Below are 16082 nucleotides of genomic sequence, written 5' to 3' on the forward strand. Positions count from 1 at the left end.
CGTCAGGGGGCGACGTGTTCCACGGCCACGATGCCGGGCATGGCCATCATCTCGGCCGCCAGCCCGTCGAACAGGCCCGGGCTGGCCAGGTCGATGTTCCAGAAGCGGGGCAGTGCCTCGGCCGTCTCCGCGTCGAGCCGGCCGCGGCGGCAGTACGGGGCGCGGAAATCGGCCGCTCCCGGGTCGCCGGCGAAGGTCTGGCCACCGCCCATGCCGCGCCAGGCCGCGGCCTGAGCCAGGTTGCGCTGGTCGTCGGTCGCCCGGGCGCTGATGAAGACCCGTGCCTGGTAGCTCAGCCGCGCGCCCGGCGGGTCGACGACACCGGCCGGCACCGACGGCGTGCACGAGCCCGGCAATAGATGGCGGGTGACAACCACATAGCCTCCGAGCCCGATCACCAGAACTGCGGCGAGGACAGCGGAAGGCCGGCGTCTCATCGCGGCCGACCAGGCCGCCGCGGGCCGGAACCACCGCGCCGCCGCGGCGAGCAGGACGAACGCGGCCAGGACGCCGAACGCCTTCGCCGGCCAGGCCAGGACGAAGGAGAGCCCCTGCCAGGTCGGTGCGGCGGTCTCGTCGGCCCGCCCGTCGCCGGGCAGCGTCAGCAGAGCCGCGGGGACGACACAGAGGACGGCGAGCCAGGCGGCGGCCGCGGCGGGCTTGCTCAGCAACGGGCTGCGTTCCAGGCTGCGGCTGGCCCACCCGGTCAGTAGCCAGGCGAGGAAAGCGGCGGGCAGGAAACCGCTCCAGGTCACGGTGTTGAGCCAGGACGGTGGCTCCTGCCAGAGGTAGTAGGTGGCGTTGCCGTCGCCGTCGTACTCCGGGTTGCCGGGCCAGTAGTAGTCGTTGAAGCGCAACCCCAGATCGCCGCGGGTCGCGGTGAAGCTCTCCACCCGATTGCCGGGGTTCGGGTTGACCCAGTCGCTCTGGTCCAGTGGCGGGTCGACACTCGTCACGGTCCAGCCGGCCGCTTCGAGCCGGGCCCGGACCCCCGTCGTGTACGCGGCGACATCCCGGGTGGCCGGGGTGTGTTTCACCCATGAGACGGCGTACCCGTACTCGATGCCCTCGCCGTCGCTCTGGCTCACGATGCCGGCCGCCGGGCCGCCGCCCCACACCGTCAGCCCGGGAAAAACGGTTCTGGTGATCTCGGCGGCTTCGGCTCCGACCGGCAGCGGTTCGGCCGCGTGCCAGCCGAGCCGGTTCGTGGCGCCGGCGCCGAGAAACCCACCGGCCAGCGCGATGAACAACGCCAGGGCGACGACGCTTCGGCTGCCGGGGCGTCCGAGCCGGGCCCGGGCGCCGTGCCGGATCAGGTTGACGATCTCGCGCGGAAGCGGCCGCCGCCGTCCGGGCGACGCGCTCTCGATCAAGGTGTCGAGCAGTTCCTCCCGGCGCGGTCCGGGTGGATAGGCCCAGAGCAGGCGGCGGTACGCGCGACGGAGCCGCGGGTCGGTGGCCACCGCGCTCACCGCGCCGTGCGCGCGTCCGCCGGGCCGAGGCCGAACGTCGGTTCGCGCATGGGGTCAGGCATCGCCCCAATATAGAGATCATCTGACTATCGGGCAAGGCTCCAGGCATAGGCAATAGTTGCCCACGCCGCCGCGCTGGGTGTCACTCTGGCCGACCCGGTCCTGTTCAGAACCAGGCGCTGGTCTCGAGTCGTCCGGTGTTGCCGAGATCCAGAGGTTCCTGCAGGGCGACGAGCTGGCCCGTCCCACCCGCCGAATCGGCCACCACCAGCGATATCCCGGTATCCGCCCCGCCGCTTATGTTGGTGACGGTGTTACGCCACGACAGCACCGCCCGCGCCGACTGGCCGGGCTTGAGCGCAAGACGCCGTGGCGCCGCGGTGTAGCGCCGGCTGGTCACGACGGCGACCTTCAGCGGGCGACCGTCTCCGTCGAGCACGACGATGTCCGGCCGGCCCCTCACCTCGTACGGCTCGGTGCCGCAGTTCCGCATGGTCAGCGACATTTCCCGGTAGCCCATGGCGGCCGCCCCGCGATCGGCCGTGATCAGCACGCCGAGCACCGAGCAGGCCGAGGGCGACTCGATCGCCATCGGAGCAGTGGGACCGGCCGAGACGGGAACCGGGACCGGAGAGGCCGCGATGCTGGGCGCAGCCGATGGCGTGAGCCCGCCGGCGGCCCGCCACGGATGCGCGCACGAGGCCATCAGCGGAACCAGAATCACCAAAGGGACCAACCAGCGCCGCATGACCACGCCGACGATCATGCCGTACCCCCGCCAACGGCATGATCGTGCTCAGGCGATGAGGTAGATCGCTTCGTCGCCGGCGCGATCACCATGAACGCACGCTGGTGCTCACTCCACCACTTGACAGACAATCCTGTCACCGTCAAGCTAACGACTGTTAGCTAACAGTCGTTAGCTTTGGTATGGGAGGTGGATTTCATGAGTGTCGGCACTGCGGTCTTCATCGGAACGGGCCCGCTGGCGCCCCGGCGTGCCAGCCGACCGTCCCGGGTGTCGTGGCTGCTCGCCGACACGGTGCCGGCGCAGCTCGTGCGATTCGCCGCGACCGGCGGCGCCACGTCGCTCGTCCAGTTCGGCGTCTTCTTCCTGCTGCTCGGTCTGGGCGATCAGATCGCCAACCTCGCGGGCGTGGCGTTGTCGTCGATGCTGGCCAACGAGATGCACCGCCGGCTCACGTTCCGGGCGGGCAGCCGCGTCTCCTGGCATGCCGCGCAGTGGGAGGGTGGCGGGCTGTCCGCCGCGGCGCTGGCCGCGACCAGCCTCGCCCTGGCGCTCCTGGGCGACGCCCTCGGCGACGGCTGGTGGTCGCGCGTGCTCCTGATCACCGCGGTCAACGCGACGGTCGGCCTGACCAGGTTCGTCCTGTTGCGAGTGTGGGTGTTCGCCGCGCCCCGTGCCGATGCCTGACTGCTTGATCCGGCCGAACGGGACCTCCGGGGCCGCGTCGCCGGGGTCACTACGGGAGCATCAGGCCGGTCTTGTGTGCGAGGGCCCCCTTGACGAAGCACAACCGGTACAGGTCCGGGCCGCTCGGCTCGTCCAGGGCGAGCGTGTAGTAGACGCACGAAGCGCCGGCCGGCATGTCCTTCTGGGTCGGGTCGCCGGCGTAGAGGTCGTCGTCGGGCAGCTCGGTCAGCGGCTCCGGCAGGGCCGCACGGACCTGCGCCTCCGGCATGCCCACCTTCTGGGCCTCGTACTGCTTCGGCGTGATGCCCGCGTTGACCAGATCCTTGGCGGTGTCGAACACCTGGTAGCCGGTGAAGCCCGGAAACGAGGTTGGCGCCCTGCGAGGCGTCGGAATATCACCCCTACTCTCCGTGCGATCACCCGTACGCGATGTCGTTCGGTGAATTTGACTCGAGATAGGTAATGGTCGGATCGCGAGGAAGTCGAGGCCTACCGTAGGGGCTGTGGCGGCAACTCCGCAGCAGCCCACGACGGTCGTGGAGGTTTGCGCAAGAACGTCGATCGTTCTCGCGGACTTACAGGCGGCCCTGATGCACGTGCTCAAGGCGCGGCTGGAAGCGGCCGGACAACCCGTCGACGTCACTGTGCGTTTGGACGCATCCACCGATCAGCTCGAGGCCGCCGCCCGCGAGATGCGTCGCGTGTTGCAGGCGCACGACCAGACCAGTGCCGATTATTGATCTGGCCGACGGTGCACAAACACGGGTCGGGCGGCGTCATAAGGGACGGCTCCGCAGTCCGGTCCGCGAGCGTTGCGGCCGCGCACCGGCGCCATCGGGCTCGTCGCGGCGTGGGGCTGGGGCGGCCCGCCGGCCGGATGCGTGCCCGGGCCGGCTCGCATCCGGCCACCACATCCGTCAGTGCCCGGTTGTAAGGGTGTGGGTGGGAGGTCCCGGGCGAGGCGAAGCCGGTCGCCCAGAGCGAAAGCGATTTTGGTGCGGACGCTGATGACGGGCAGATTCTGAGGTGTCCCGATGGCTTGGGACACGTGCCGTCGCCGGCGACGACCTCGGCCTGGTGCAGGAGCTGGTGGCCCACGGGTGCGATCCGGCGGAGCCCGTCCGCGGCGGTCTGACCCCCATCGACATTGCTCTGGCCGGACAAGGACTCGCCGTTGCGACGTGGCTGCTGGAACGGCAGGTGCCGGTCGGCAACACCTTGCGGGCCGGGGCGCACGCCGTCGGCCTCGAGCTGGCCGGGGAGCTGCTGCGCCGGGGCGCGTCGGTCGACGCGTCGGCGGTGGCGGCCGCGGTCAGCAATCGGGACGTGGCGGTGGTGGATCTGCTGGCGCGTGCCCTGCCGCCGGAGGCCGACCGGCCGGAATGGCTGATCCGCCGGCTTCGCGAGAGGGCGGCTCTGGCGGGCACGCGGTCGGGGGCCGGCTCCGAGCCGGAACGGCACCGGTCAGCGGTGCTGAACCGGGCCGCCGACGCGCTGACGAGCCGGCCCGATTAGACGCCTCCGCCCGAGGCCGGCGGAACGTGCTCGAACCGGACCTTGCTCAGCCCTCCCGGGAGGTCGCTGAGCACGTACAGCTCGCCTTGCACGTCGGTGCCGAACGCGGTCGGCTGGGTGGGGAAGTTGCCGATCGTGGCGGACTCGTAGCCGCCCGCGGGCTTGGGGCGTACGGCGAAAGCAAGGGTTGAGCAGTAGTCGCTCGCGATGTAGGTGCCCCATGCCTCGGGGGTCCGGGACCCTCGGTAGACCACGCCGCCGGTCACCGAGCAGTTCTCGGTGAGGTAGTGCTCGTATTCGAAGACCGGGTCGACGTAACGTACGCCCGGCTTGCACTGGTCCGGGTCGAACACCGGGGTGCCCTCCTTGCACGACCAGCCGAGGTTCGAGCCGCCCTGCCAGGGACGGATGTGGTTGATCTCCTCGACCAGCCCCTGGCCGACGTCGCCGATCCACAGCGAGTTGTCGACCGGGTCGACGGAGAACCGCCACGGGTTGCGCAGTCCGTAGAGCCAGATTTCCGGCCGGGCGCCGGGCGTACGCACGAACGGGTTGCCGGCGGGCACGCAGTAGAGCTTGGTGCCGCAGGCCCGGTTCACGTCGATCCGGACGATCTTGCCGAGCAGAGTGCCAAGATCTTGACCGGACTTGTACGGGTCGTTCGCGTGCCCGCCGTCGCCGGTGGACCAGTAGAGGTAGCCGTCGCGGCCGAACGCCACCTGCCCGCCGTTGTGGTTGCCGTACTCGGCGTGTTCCTGGGTGAGCAGCACCTGCAGCCGCTCGGGGGCGTTGATGGGCAGTCGCGCCAGGGTCAGCGCGCCGGCCGGCAGGCTCGTGTAGGCGACGTACAGCATGCCGGTACGCGCGAAGTTCGGCGCCGGCGTGATGCCGAGCAGGCCGCGCTCGTTGTCCGAGGTGTCGATCCGGGCGGTCAGGTCGAGCACCGGTTCGGCGGTCAGGCCGGTGTCGGGGTGGTAGGCGCGGACGGTGCCGTCCTTCTCCGCGATCAGCATCCGGCCGTCGGGCAGACCGGTGATCGCGATGGGGCGCCGCAGACCGGAAGCCACCTGCTCGGACACCACGGTCAGCTCGGTGAGGGGCGCCGGGCGGATGCGGGACGAGTCGGCGGGTTCGGCCGCCGACGCCGAGGTCGACAGCAGCGCCGGCAGGACCAGAACGAGCAGGCCGGTCAGCGCGGTGACCGTGCGACTACGCCCTCGCAGCATGTTCGACTCCTCGAGCAGAATGGCGGACGCAAACTGGGAGCGCTCCCACCATACATCGACTCATGTGAATACCAAAGCAGTCGTTTGACGGACGCTGTCCGGCCGCGTCGCCGCCAGCATGGGTGCACAGCTTCCGAGCGAAGGACCAGCCCATGAACGACGGCGACCCGGGCGGCACCATGATCAGCGAGGTGCCCGAGCATGGATCATGACGTCTCGACGCTGCGACCGGAGATCGTTCCGGCGCGCCGGGGGACCTTCCGGGCGCTGCGGTCGCGACCGTTCCAGCTCTACTTCGCCGGCCAGGTGGCGTCGGCCAGCGGAACGTTCCTGCAGCAGACCGCGATCGGCTGGCTGGTCCTGCAACTCACCCACTCGCCCAGCGCCCTCGGGCTGGTGCTGGCCGTCGGCGGCATCCCGTCGCTGCTGTTCGGGCCGTGGGGCGGCGCGATCGCGGACCGCATCGACCTGCGACGGCTGCTGATCGCCACCCAGGCGCTGTACGCGGTGCTGGCCGGCCTGCTCTGGGCGTTGGCCGCGACCGGACACGCCTCGGTGCCCGCCATCATGGCGATCAACGTCGTCGCGGGCGTGGTCTCGATCGCCGACGCCCCGGCCCGGCAGGCCTTCGTCAGCGCGCTGGTCCCGTCCGACGACCTGGCCAGCGCGGTCAGCCTGAACGGCGTCGTCATGAACGGCGCCCGGGTGATCGGCCCCGCACTGGCCGGCGCGCTGATCGTCACCGCCGGGACCACCCCGTGCTTCGCGGTCAATGCGATCTCGTACGCCGCGGTCATCGTCGCGCTGCTTTTCGTACGCCCGCTCAGTTCGGCCCGGCGCCCGGCCGGCTCCTCCGGCGTGTCGGACGCCGTGCGGTACGCCCGCGGCCGTCAGCAACTCTGGTTGCCGCTGACCATGATGGCCCTGGTCGGTCTGCTGGCGTTCAACTTCGCGGTGGTGCTTCCGGTGCTGGCGAGCGACACGTTGCACGGCGGTGGCGGCACCTACAGCCTGCTCTCCACCATGCTCAGCATCGGTTCGGTGGCCGGTTCGCTGGCGGTCGGGCTGATCCGCCATCCCCGCCGTCCCTACCTGGCCGCCGCGGCAACCGCCTTCGGCATCGGGCTGGCCCTGACCGCCCTCGCGCCGGGCGTCGCCACGGCCGGGGCCGCGCTGCTGGTCACCGGGGTGGCCGCGTTCTGCTTCGTCACGCTGTGCTCGACCACGCTGCAGTTGCACGCGTCGGCCGCCTTCCGGGGCCGGATCATGGCTCTCTGGGTGCTCGTCTATGTGGGCACCACCCCGATTGGCAGTGTCCTGACCGGCTGGATCATCTCCGCGGGCGGCCCCCGCGCGGCGCTCTGGATCGGCGCCGCCGCCTGCCTGGTGGCCGGCGCGATCGCGCTCCGGGTCCGCACGCCACCGCATCCGGACGCGGCCCTGACCGACCTGGCCTGAGCGCTTGTTTGTCGTACGCCGTCGGCCCGAGCTCCTTCGACTTCGCCGGCTTGGTGGCGGGAACGGGCCGGCCGTAGCCGCTGAAGGTGTGGATCGAGGTGATGCGGCCCTGTGCGCGGCGCAGCGTTCCGTTACAGGAACTGCTTGAGGACGGCGGCCGCCGCGACACTCAGCGAGGTTCCGTTCTTTTCGGCTCGTTCGCAGAGCTCGGTGTAGGCGTCGTCGGTGCGGCCGGCGGTGCTGCCGGCGAGGATGTCGGCGGCAAGCTTGATGGTGGCGCGCACGGCCAGGGCGCCGGCGTATCCGGCGAGCAGTTCCTCGGCTCCGGGGTCGGACACGGGCACGCTGGTGTCCAGCTCGAGTTCACGGCTGGTGGCATACAGTTTCGCCACCGCGTCGATCAGTGGCTTCATCGCCGCGTCGTCGCGGCCGTAGAGGTTCAGGACGGCGATCGTGGTGCCGCGCCCGTTGTACAGCGGGACCGAGATCGAGGCCCGCAGGCCCAGAGCGGGCGCCACCTCGTGGAAACCGGGCCAGTCCATCGTCGCCGTGGTGTCGGGCACCCCGACCGGTTCGCCGGTCTCCAGGGCCTGCAGGCAGGGGCCGGCCCGGTCGGCGTACTGGGCCTCGTCGACGGCGAGAGCGATGTCGCTGCTGGTCGCGACGGTGGTGTATTCGGGCCCGTGCAGCGTTGTGACCGACGCATAGTCGGCCGCGGCGACCCGGTCCGTGGCCAGGACGGCGATCGCGGCCAGGCGCTCCTCGACGTCGGACGCGCCGGCCGGGGTCTCGGCCAGGGCGATGATGGCTTCGGCCAGGGGGCCTTGACGTCCGGGTGAGACCCGTTCCGGGTGCGGCAACGTCGACATGACTCCATCCCGTGATCGGCGACCGAAAAGGGCGCATACCCGGCCGGCGCGCTCCTAAGCGTGGGTAATCCCCGCGGGCGCCGCCGGATCAGTGCCGGACGTCGAGGCGTCATCCCGCTGACCGGCCCGGTACCGGGCTTCTGACAAGATCGATGCGATGACGGGAAGCCTGTTCGCAGTCAGTGATCTGCACGTCTCGTATCCGAGGAACAGGAAGATCGCCGGAGGGCTGCGCCCGGAGTCGGCCGAGGACTGGCTGATCGTGGCCGGGGACGTCGGGGAGGTCTTCGCCGACGTCGAGCGGACCCTGGCCGGGCTGCGCGACCGTTTCGCCACGGTGATCTGGGCGCCGGGCAACCACGAGCTGTGGACCCACCCGAGCGATCCGGTGCAGCTGCGGGGCGTGGAACGTTACGACGCGCTCGTCCGGATGTGCCGGGACAACGGCGTGCTCACCCCGGAGGACGACTATCCGGTCTGGACCGGGCCGGCCGGGCCGGTCACGGTGGCGCCCCTGTTCCTGCTGTACGACTACTCGTTCCGGATGCCCGGGGTGCTCGACAAGGAGGAGTCGCTGCGCCGGGCGTACGAGGCCGGGGTGGTCTGCACCGACGAGATGATGCTGCATCCGGCGCCGTATCCCGACCGGGAGTCGTGGTGCCGGGACCGGGTGGCGCGCACCCGCGAGCGGCTCGACGCGATCGACCCGGCCATGTCGACCGTGCTGGTCAGCCATTGGCCGCTGGTGCGGGAGCCGACCGACGTCCTGCGTCATCCGGAGTTCGCGCAGTGGTGCGGCACCGAGCTGACCGCGGACTGGCACCGGCGGTACCGCGCGGTCGTGGCGGTCTACGGCCATCTGCACATTCCCCGGGTCACCCATTACGACGGCGTCCGCTTCGAGGAGGTGTCGCTCGGTTACCCACGGGAGTGGGTCCGTCGCGGCACGCCGCCGCAGCCGATGCGCCGGATCTTCGGCCCCGAGGGGTCATAGGCACGCCCAGCTCGTTGTCTTTACCGCCGTCAAATCCACTGTGCGCGCTCTGCTACTAAGACGCTTTCCGGACCAGTTTTGTGCAGTTTTTTCGAGGTGATTTGTCTCCTGTTGATCCGCCCGCACGGAAAGGGCAGATTGCACGATCTCAGCACGTGATCGTGACAGCGGAGGAGACAAGCCATTGATCAGCTCTGATGAAGGGGCCCGGACCCTGCCGGCGATGTTCGCCGCGCGGGCCGAACGTTCCGGCGGCGCCCCGGCGGTGGTCGCCGACGACGCCACGGTGTCCTTTCGGGAGCTGGACGAGCGATCGAACCGGCTGGCACACGTCCTGCTCGCCCAGGGCGTCGGTCCCGAGGTCGCGGTCGGGCTGCTGCTCAACCGGTCGATCGAGTTCGTGGTGGCGGCGCTGGCGGTGGTGAAGGCGGGCGGCAGCTACGTCCCCGTGGACGCCGCCTACCCGGCCGCACGGGCGGCGTTCATGATGGCCGACGCCCGGGTGCGCTGCGTGGTGACCACAACCGCCACCCGGACCGCGGCGCCCGCGGGCGTCACCGAGGTGGTGCTCGACGATCCCAAGACCGCCGACGACATCGCCTCGAACGACGCCGGCAGCGTCCGGGACGCACAGCGCCACGCCCCGCTGCGGCCGGATCACCCGGCCTACGTCATCTACACGTCCGGTTCGACCGGCGTGCCCAAGGGCGTGGTCGTGACCCATCGGGGCGTGACGAACCTGGCGACGGCGCAGCGGACCCTGCTCGGGCTGGGCCCGGGCAAGCGCCGCCTGCAGTTCGCCTCGGTCAGCTTCGACGCGTCGGTGTCCGAGCTGTGGTCGACCCTGCTGTCCGGGGCGACGCTGGTCGTCGCCGACGGGTCCCGGCTGGTGCCGGGCCGCGCGCTGGCCGAGCTGGTGGAGAGCCGCGGCGTCACCCACGTGACGTTGCCGCCGTCGCTGCTGTCGGTGGTCGAGACCGGCGGCGGGCTTCCGGACGGGGTGACGCTGGTCGTCGCCGGGGAGGCCTGCCCGCCCGCGACGGTGGCCCGCTGGTCGCGGAACCGGTTGATGCTCAACGCCTACGGGCCGACCGAGACGACGGTCGCCGCCACTGTGAGCGATCCGCTCGGCGCGGAGGGGACGCCGCCGATCGGCCGGCCGATCGACAACGTCCGGGCCTATGTGCTCGACGACCTGCTGCGGGAGCCGCCGGTCGGCGAGGCCGGCGAGCTCTATCTGGCCGGCGCGGGTCTGGCCCGTGGCTACGCCGGCCGGTCCGCCCTGACGGCGCAACGGTTCGTGGCGGATCCGTTCGGCCCGCCGGGGGAGCGGATGTACCGGACCGGGGACGTGGTGCGCCGGCTCGCGGACGGTCAGCTCGAGTTCGTCGGCCGCGCGGACGCCCAGGTGAAGATCCGGGGTGTACGGGTCGAGCCCGGCGAGGTCGAGGCCGCGCTGATGGGCCTGGCCGGGGTCGGTCAGGCGGTGGTGCTGGTGCACGGCGCCGGCGCGGATCGGCGGCTGACGGCGTACTTGGTCACCGAGGGCGGCCAGCGTGACGTGGGGGCGCTGCGGCGACGTCTCGCGGCGGTGGTCCCCGACCACCTCGTGCCGTCGGTGTTCGTGCTGATGGACGCGCTGCCGGTGACCAGCAACGGCAAGGTGGACCGGCAGGCGCTGCCCGATCCCGGCATCACCGCGAACGAGCGCGACTACGCGGCGCCGGTGGGCGCGGTCGAACAGACACTGGCCCGGCTGTGGGAGGAGATCCTCGGCGTGCCGCGGGTGGGCCGGGACGACGAGTTCTACGCCCTCGGCGGCCACTCGCTGATGGCGACGCAGCTGGTCAACCGGGTGCGCTCGGTGCTCAAGGTCGAGCTGCCGGTCCGGGATCTCTTCGAGACCTCCAACCTGGCCGAGCTGGCCGCACGGGTGTCGGTCCTCAAGGGCGGGACCCGGCCCGTGCTGCGACGCCGGACCCGCCCGGCGGTGGTGCCGCTGTCCTATCCGCAGCAGCGGCTGTGGCTCACCGCCCAGCTGCGCGCGAACGACACGGCGTACCACATCCCGGTCGTCGTCCGGCTCACCGGCGATCTCGACATCGCCGCGCTGCACACCGCCGTCACCGACGTGGTCCGGCGGCACGAGCCCCTGCGTACGGTGTTCCCGCTGCTCGACGGCGAGCCGCAGCAGCGGGTCGTGCCGATGGCCGACGTCGGCCCGCTGCTGGTCCGCGGCGAGGTCGAGGACACCGAGCTGGGCCGGGCCGTGGACGGGCTGGTCCAGCGCCGCTTCGACCTGACCTCGGACCTTCCGTTCCGGGCACACCTGCTCACGGTGGGCCCCGGCGACCATGCCCTCGTCCTGCTGCTGCACCACATCGCGGCCGACGGCTCCTCGATGGAACCGCTGATGCGTGACTTCAGCGAGGCGTACGAGCAGCGCCGCGCCGGGCGGGCGCCGCAGTGGACCGAACTGCCGGTGCAGTACGCGGACTTCGCCCTGTGGCAGCGCGACGCGGTGAAGGTGGCCCGCGACCAGGTGGCGTACTGGACCGGCCTGCTGAGCGGGGTGCCCGACGAGCTGCCGCTGCCCACCGACCGGGTCCGGCCCGCCGTCGGCACGTATCGCGGTGGATCGGTGCCGCTGAAGGTGCCGGTCGACGTCCACGAGAGTCTCGTGGCCCTGGCCCGCCGCAACGGCGCCAGCGTCTTCATGGTGGTCCAGTCGGCGGTGGCGGCGCTGCTCTCCCGGCTGGGCGCGGGCGCCGACATCCCGCTCGGCTGGCCGGTCGCGGGACGGGTCGACGAGGCCCTCGACGACCTCGTCGGCTTCTTCGTCAACACGCTCGTGCTGCGGGCCGACCTGACCGGCGATCCGTCGTTCGAAGAGCTGCTGACGCGGGTCCGGGAACAGGACCTAGCCGCCTTCAGCAATCAGGACGTGCCGTTCGAGAGCGTGGTCGAGGTGCTCAACCCGGCCCGGGTGCCCGGCCGCCACCCGCTGTTCCAGGTCATGGTGGCGTTGCAGGTCGGCCGGACCGCGGTGCTCGACCTGACCGGCGTCGACATGAAACGCGTCGCGGTCGGCTCCGGGTCCTCCAAGTTCGACCTGAGCTTCCAGTTCGTGGAGTTCTCGGACGCCGGTGGACGGCCCGCCGGGATGGGCGGGGAGCTGACCTTCGCCGCCGACCTGTTCGACCGGGACACCGCCAAGCGCATGATCGAGATGCTCGGCCGGCTGCTGGCCGCGGCCGTGGCCGATCCGGGCAAGCCGATCGGCCGGCTGCCGCTGCTGAGCGCGGACGAACGCCGGACGGCCGCGCAAGCGAGCACCGGCGAACTCCGGGACCGGACCGGGCCGTGGATCCACCAGCTCATCGAGGGGCACGCCCGGGCGACACCGGCCGCGCCCGCCGTGCGGTTCGAGGGGCGGACCCTGCCGTACGGGGAACTCGATCGCCGTTCGAATCAGCTGGCCCACCGCCTGATCCGGGCGGGCGCCGGACCCGACGTGCTGGTCGGCATCAGCATGGAACGCGGCTTCGACCTGGTGGTCGCCGTGCTGGCCGTGTGGAAGACGGGTGGCGCGTTCGTCGCGCTCGACCCCGACCTGCCCGCCGCCCGCCGCCGGCTGATGATCGCCGACCTGGGCACGGCCGTGGTGCTCACCCACGAGCCGGTCAGATCGCGGCTGCCGGAGGACCCCGGGCTGCTGTTCTGCCTCGACGAGCAGGCCACCGCCCTGGCCGCGGAACCGGAGCACGACCCCGGGGTCGCGGTGACCGCCGAGGACGCCGCGTACGTCCTCTATACCTCCGGCACCACCGGCACGCCGAAGGGCGTGGTGAACGTCCGCGGTGCGATCAGCAACCGGTTCGCCTGGATGACCGAGAAGTTCGCGCTGACCACCGGCGACCGCGTGCTGCAGAAGTCCCCGGTCTCCTTCGACACCTCGGTGTGGGAGCTGCTCTGGCCGCTGACCTGCGGGGCGACCGTCGTGATGGCCCGGCCCGACGGGCACCGCGACAGCGGCTACCTCGTCGAGGTGATCCGTGACGAAGGAGTCGTCCTGGCCGACTTCGTGCCGTCGATGCTGGAGATGTTCCTGGCCGAGGCGGGCGCCGGGCGGTGCACCAGCCTGCGCCACGTCATCGCCGGTGGGGAGGCGTTGCCGCTCGGCCTGCGCAGCCGCTTCTTCGAGACGCTGCCGGGCACCCGGCTCCACAACCTGTACGGGCCGACCGAAGCGGCGATCGGCGTGACCAGCTGGGACTGCCGGCCGGACGACGACGGCCGCAGCGTCCCGATCGGCCGCCCGATCGCCAACGCCCGGGTCTATGTGCTCGGTGCGGACGCCGAGCATCTGCCCTCCGGCGTACCCGGTGAGATCTGCATCGCCGGGCGTCCGCTGGCCCGCGGCTACCTCAACCGGCCCGGCCAGACCGCGGAACGGTTCGTGGCGGATCCGTTCGTGCCCGGCGAACGGATGTACCGCACCGGCGACCGGGGGCTGCGCCGGGCCGACGGCGCGATCGAGTTCCTGGGCCGGCAGGACGACCAGGTGAAGATCCGCGGCGTACGGGTCGAGCTGGGCGAGGTCGAGGCGGCCACCGCGGCGCTTCCCGGGGTCCGCCGGGCCGCGGTCACGGTACGCGGGAGCGGCGTGGACGCCCGCCTGATCGCCTATGTGGTGGCCGACCCGGCGACGGACGTGGCCGTGCTGCGCCGCGAGATGTCGGCCGCCGTGCCGGATCATCTCGTGCCGTCGGTGTTCGTGGTGCTCGATGCGTTGCCGCTGACCGTGAACGGCAAGGTCGACCGGCTCGCCCTGCCCGATCCGGGCGAAGCGGCCGAGCGTACGTACGTGGAGCCGGTCGGCGCGGTGGAACAGACCCTCGCCGGGTTGTGGGCGCAGATTCTCGGCGTGCCCCGCGCGGGGCGGGACGACAACTTCTTCGTCCTGGGCGGGCACTCGCTGCTGGCCATGCAGATGGTCAACCAGATCCGGTCGGCGCTGCGCGTGGACCTGCCGTTCCGCGCCGTCTTCGAGAGCGCGACCCTGGCCGACATGGCCCGCCTGATCGAAGGTCTGCCTGCGCTCGCGGCGCCCAGCGGCTCCGCCGAGGCCGAGAAGCGGATGCGCCGGCTGGTCGCCGACGCGCTGGAGGTCGGCCAGGTGGCCGCCGAGGACAACATCTTCGACCTCGGCGGCGGCCGGGAGACCGTCGAGCGGCTGAGCCGGGCGATCGAGGCGGAGTTCGGCGTAGCCGTCAATCCGCTGGTGGTCGCCGCCGTGCCGACCGCGCGGAACCTGGCCGGCTGGGTCGCGGCCGGGCCGGACGACTCGGCGCTGGACGTGCTCGTGCCGCTGCGGCCGCACACCGGGACCGCGTCGCTGTTCTGCGTGCACCCGCTCGGCGGGCTCAGCTGGCTCTACTATCCGTTGGTCAACGCCGTGCCGGAGCCCTTCGGGGTGTACGGGGTGCAGGCACGCGGGCTGCGTCCGGGCGACGAGATGCCGGCCAGCCTGACCGCGATGGCCGCCGACTACGTCCGGGAGATCCGCGCCGTCCAGCCGGAGGGCCCGTACCACCTGCTGGGCCTGTGCGCCGGCGGCGAGATCGTCCACGAGATGGCCGTCCAGCTGCAGCGGGACGGGCAGCGGGTCCAGCTGCTGGCGATGCTCGACTCCCGGCCCACCCCGCACCGCCGGGCGACCCAGGTGGCGCGGCTCAACGCGGTCGCGCGGCACTTCGACCTGGACGTGCCGGCCGGCGAGCGGCACCTGCTCACCGGCGACGCCCTCTACGACCAGCTGCGGCAACGCCAGGGGCCCTACTCGTTCCTGATGCGGCAGAAGGGCCGGGCGATCGTCGGCTTCTACGAAAACATGATCAAGCTCGTGGACAACCACGAGTTCGGTCTCTTCGACGGCGATGTCCTGTTCGTCGAGGCGGCCGCGGCTCGCACCCCCGAGCAGTACTTCTCCCCGATGTGGCAGCGATACGTGACCGGCCACATCGACGTCGTGGCCCTGAAATACCTGCACCGGCAGCTGGCCCGGGCCGAGGTGCTGGAAATGATCGGCGCCCGGGTGGCCGAGCACCTCGACCGTTCCCCCAGCACGCCTGCGACCACCGGAAGGCCGGCCGAATGAGCAACCCCTTCGAACGTGACGACACCCCGTACCTCGTGCTGGTCAACCACGAGAACCAGCACTCCCTATGGCCGGAGGCGATCGACGTGCCGCCGGGCTGGCGGACCGTGTCCGGGCCGGACAGCCGCGACGCCTGTCTGGGCTACATCGAACGGGAATGGACCGACATTCGTCCCGCCGGCCTGGCCGGGCCGGTGTGATGCCGGCCGCCCGGTCCGGCCTGCTGTTCCTCTGGGGAACGCCGCGGTCGCGGTCGACCGCGTTCCTGCGGATGATGCTCGAACGCGGGGACCACGAGGTCTATCACGAACCGTTCTCCAGCATCGTCGTCCAGGGCCACGCGACGGTCGGCGACGCCACCGCCACCAGCCACGCCGAACTGCTGAAACTGCTCGACGAACGGGCGCGTGACAGGCGGGTCTTCGTCAAGGAGACGACCGAGTACGACTACCTCGGCCGCGGCGGCGAGGACATCCCGGCCACCGGGTCGCACACCTTCATCATCCGCGACCCCCGCTCGGTGATCGCCTCGCACTACGCGATGAACCCCGGCATGCAGTGTGCCGAGGTGGGCTATCGCCATCAGGCCGAGCTGGCCCGGCGGGTCCGGGAGGAGTCCGGCGCCACCCCGTACGTCATCGAGGCGGAAACGCTGATCGCGGCGCCGGGCGAGGTCATCCGGGGTTACTGCGAGCACGCCGGGATACCGTTCCTGCCCTCGGCGCTGTCGTGGACGCCGGGCGATCAACGGGTCTGGCGACGGACCCAGCCATGGCACCGCGACGTCGCCGGCAGTTCCGGCTTCACCGAACCGACCCGGACGTACGCCGAAACGGTGGACAACAATGCGATGCTGGCCGACTGCTACCGATGTCACCGGCCGCACTACGAGTTCCTGCGCGCCTGGGCGGCTCGGTAGGACGGCCCATTAACCTCAGCTCATCCCGTACGGA

The 16082-nt window shown here is 71.4% G+C and carries 13 protein-coding genes; 8 read left to right on the forward strand and 5 right to left on the reverse strand.

Annotated features, from left to right (window positions below):
• Positions 1-2: 2 nt before the first annotated feature.
• Entirely contained in the window at positions 3-1463 is a 1461-nt protein-coding gene (locus ACZ3I4_RS21355) for a hypothetical protein (RefSeq protein WP_465383716.1), read from the reverse strand.
• A 175-nt stretch (positions 1464-1638) separates the two neighbouring features.
• Complete coding sequence (locus tag ACZ3I4_RS21360; RefSeq protein ID WP_465383717.1) at positions 1639-2238, reverse strand: DUF4232 domain-containing protein; 600 nt, start codon at positions 2236-2238, stop codon at positions 1639-1641.
• Between the two features lie 180 nt (positions 2239-2418).
• Here ACZ3I4_RS21360 and ACZ3I4_RS21365 point away from each other — a divergent pair, with 180 nt between their 5' ends.
• Positions 2419-2907 (forward strand): GtrA family protein, encoded by a 489-nt coding sequence (locus ACZ3I4_RS21365; RefSeq protein ID WP_465383718.1) that lies wholly within the window; start codon positions 2419-2421, stop codon positions 2905-2907.
• Between the two features lie 49 nt (positions 2908-2956).
• On the opposite strand, the gene ACZ3I4_RS21370 is transcribed toward ACZ3I4_RS21365, so the two are convergent.
• The gene (locus ACZ3I4_RS21370; RefSeq protein WP_465383719.1) at positions 2957-3247 is read right to left on the reverse strand and encodes a hypothetical protein; all 291 of its coding nucleotides are present in this window, start codon (positions 3245-3247) and stop codon (positions 2957-2959) included.
• A 163-nt stretch (positions 3248-3410) separates the two neighbouring features.
• On the opposite strand from ACZ3I4_RS21370, the gene ACZ3I4_RS21375 reads away from it, so the two are divergent.
• Entirely contained in the window at positions 3411-3647 is a 237-nt protein-coding gene (locus tag ACZ3I4_RS21375; protein WP_465383720.1) for a hypothetical protein, read from the forward strand.
• 286 nt (positions 3648-3933) lie between these two features.
• Positions 3934-4422 carry an ankyrin repeat domain-containing protein gene (locus ACZ3I4_RS21380; protein WP_465383721.1) on the forward strand — a complete coding sequence of 163 codons (489 nt, stop codon included), beginning with the start codon at positions 3934-3936 and terminating at the stop codon, positions 4420-4422.
• Here the strand turns inward: ACZ3I4_RS21380 and ACZ3I4_RS21385 are convergent.
• A complete protein-coding gene (locus ACZ3I4_RS21385; protein ID WP_465383722.1) occupies positions 4419-5648 on the reverse strand; it encodes a PQQ-dependent sugar dehydrogenase in 1230 nt (409 codons plus the stop codon). The genes ACZ3I4_RS21380 and ACZ3I4_RS21385 overlap by 4 nt on opposite strands.
• 201 nt (positions 5649-5849) lie before the next feature.
• On the opposite strand from ACZ3I4_RS21385, the gene ACZ3I4_RS21390 reads away from it, so the two are divergent.
• The gene (locus ACZ3I4_RS21390; RefSeq protein WP_465383723.1) at positions 5850-7106 is read left to right on the forward strand and encodes an MFS transporter; all 1257 of its coding nucleotides are present in this window, start codon (positions 5850-5852) and stop codon (positions 7104-7106) included.
• A 131-nt stretch (positions 7107-7237) separates the two neighbouring features.
• Here the strand turns inward: ACZ3I4_RS21390 and ACZ3I4_RS21395 are convergent, their stop codons facing one another.
• On the reverse strand, positions 7238-7975 hold the full coding sequence (locus ACZ3I4_RS21395; protein ID WP_465383724.1) for a GAF domain-containing protein: 738 nt from the start codon (positions 7973-7975) through the stop codon (positions 7238-7240).
• Between the two features lie 157 nt (positions 7976-8132).
• On the opposite strand from ACZ3I4_RS21395, the gene ACZ3I4_RS21400 reads away from it, so the two are divergent.
• The 4 genes from ACZ3I4_RS21400 to ACZ3I4_RS21415 all read left to right on the forward strand — a co-directional run bounded on the left by ACZ3I4_RS21400 (position 8133) and on the right by ACZ3I4_RS21415 (position 16048).
• Positions 8133-8969 (forward strand): metallophosphoesterase family protein, encoded by an 837-nt coding sequence (locus tag ACZ3I4_RS21400; protein WP_465383725.1) that lies wholly within the window; start codon positions 8133-8135, stop codon positions 8967-8969.
• A 223-nt stretch (positions 8970-9192) separates the two neighbouring features.
• Positions 9193-15129 carry an amino acid adenylation domain-containing protein gene (locus ACZ3I4_RS21405; RefSeq protein ID WP_465383726.1) on the forward strand — a complete coding sequence of 1979 codons (5937 nt, stop codon included), beginning with the start codon at positions 9193-9195 and terminating at the stop codon, positions 15127-15129.
• Positions 15126-15329 (forward strand): MbtH family protein, encoded by a 204-nt coding sequence (locus tag ACZ3I4_RS21410; protein WP_465383727.1) that lies wholly within the window; start codon positions 15126-15128, stop codon positions 15327-15329. The genes ACZ3I4_RS21405 and ACZ3I4_RS21410 overlap by 4 nt, the downstream gene beginning before the upstream one ends.
• Positions 15329-16048: a sulfotransferase-like domain-containing protein gene (locus ACZ3I4_RS21415; RefSeq protein ID WP_465383814.1), complete on the forward strand. Its 720-nt coding sequence runs from the start codon at positions 15329-15331 to the stop codon at positions 16046-16048. The genes ACZ3I4_RS21410 and ACZ3I4_RS21415 overlap by 1 nt, the downstream gene beginning before the upstream one ends.
• Positions 16049-16082: the final 34 nt, after the last annotated feature.

The sequence above is a fragment of the Actinoplanes sp. NPDC021490 genome (assembly GCF_055562135.1).

What these genes read in the sequence shown, in the direction of transcription:
- ACZ3I4_RS21360 (WP_465383717.1), bottom strand. Translation starts at nt 2,238, where the DNA reads ATGATCGTCGGCGTGGTCATGCGGCGCTGGTTGGTCCCTTTGGTGATT.
- ACZ3I4_RS21365 (WP_465383718.1), top strand. Translation starts at nt 2,419, where the DNA reads ATGAGTGTCGGCACTGCGGTCTTCATCGGAACGGGCCCGCTGGCGCCC.
- ACZ3I4_RS21385 (WP_465383722.1), bottom strand. Translation starts at nt 5,648, where the DNA reads ATGCTGCGAGGGCGTAGTCGCACGGTCACCGCGCTGACCGGCCTGCTC.
- ACZ3I4_RS21390 (WP_465383723.1), top strand. Translation starts at nt 5,850, where the DNA reads ATGGATCATGACGTCTCGACGCTGCGACCGGAGATCGTTCCGGCGCGC.
- ACZ3I4_RS21395 (WP_465383724.1), bottom strand. Translation starts at nt 7,975, where the DNA reads ATGTCGACGTTGCCGCACCCGGAACGGGTCTCACCCGGACGTCAAGGC.
- ACZ3I4_RS21400 (WP_465383725.1), top strand. Translation starts at nt 8,133, where the DNA reads ATGACGGGAAGCCTGTTCGCAGTCAGTGATCTGCACGTCTCGTATCCG.
- ACZ3I4_RS21405 (WP_465383726.1), top strand. Translation starts at nt 9,193, where the DNA reads ATGTTCGCCGCGCGGGCCGAACGTTCCGGCGGCGCCCCGGCGGTGGTC.
- ACZ3I4_RS21410 (WP_465383727.1), top strand. Translation starts at nt 15,126, where the DNA reads ATGAGCAACCCCTTCGAACGTGACGACACCCCGTACCTCGTGCTGGTC.
- ACZ3I4_RS21415 (WP_465383814.1), top strand. Translation starts at nt 15,329, where the DNA reads ATGCCGGCCGCCCGGTCCGGCCTGCTGTTCCTCTGGGGAACGCCGCGG.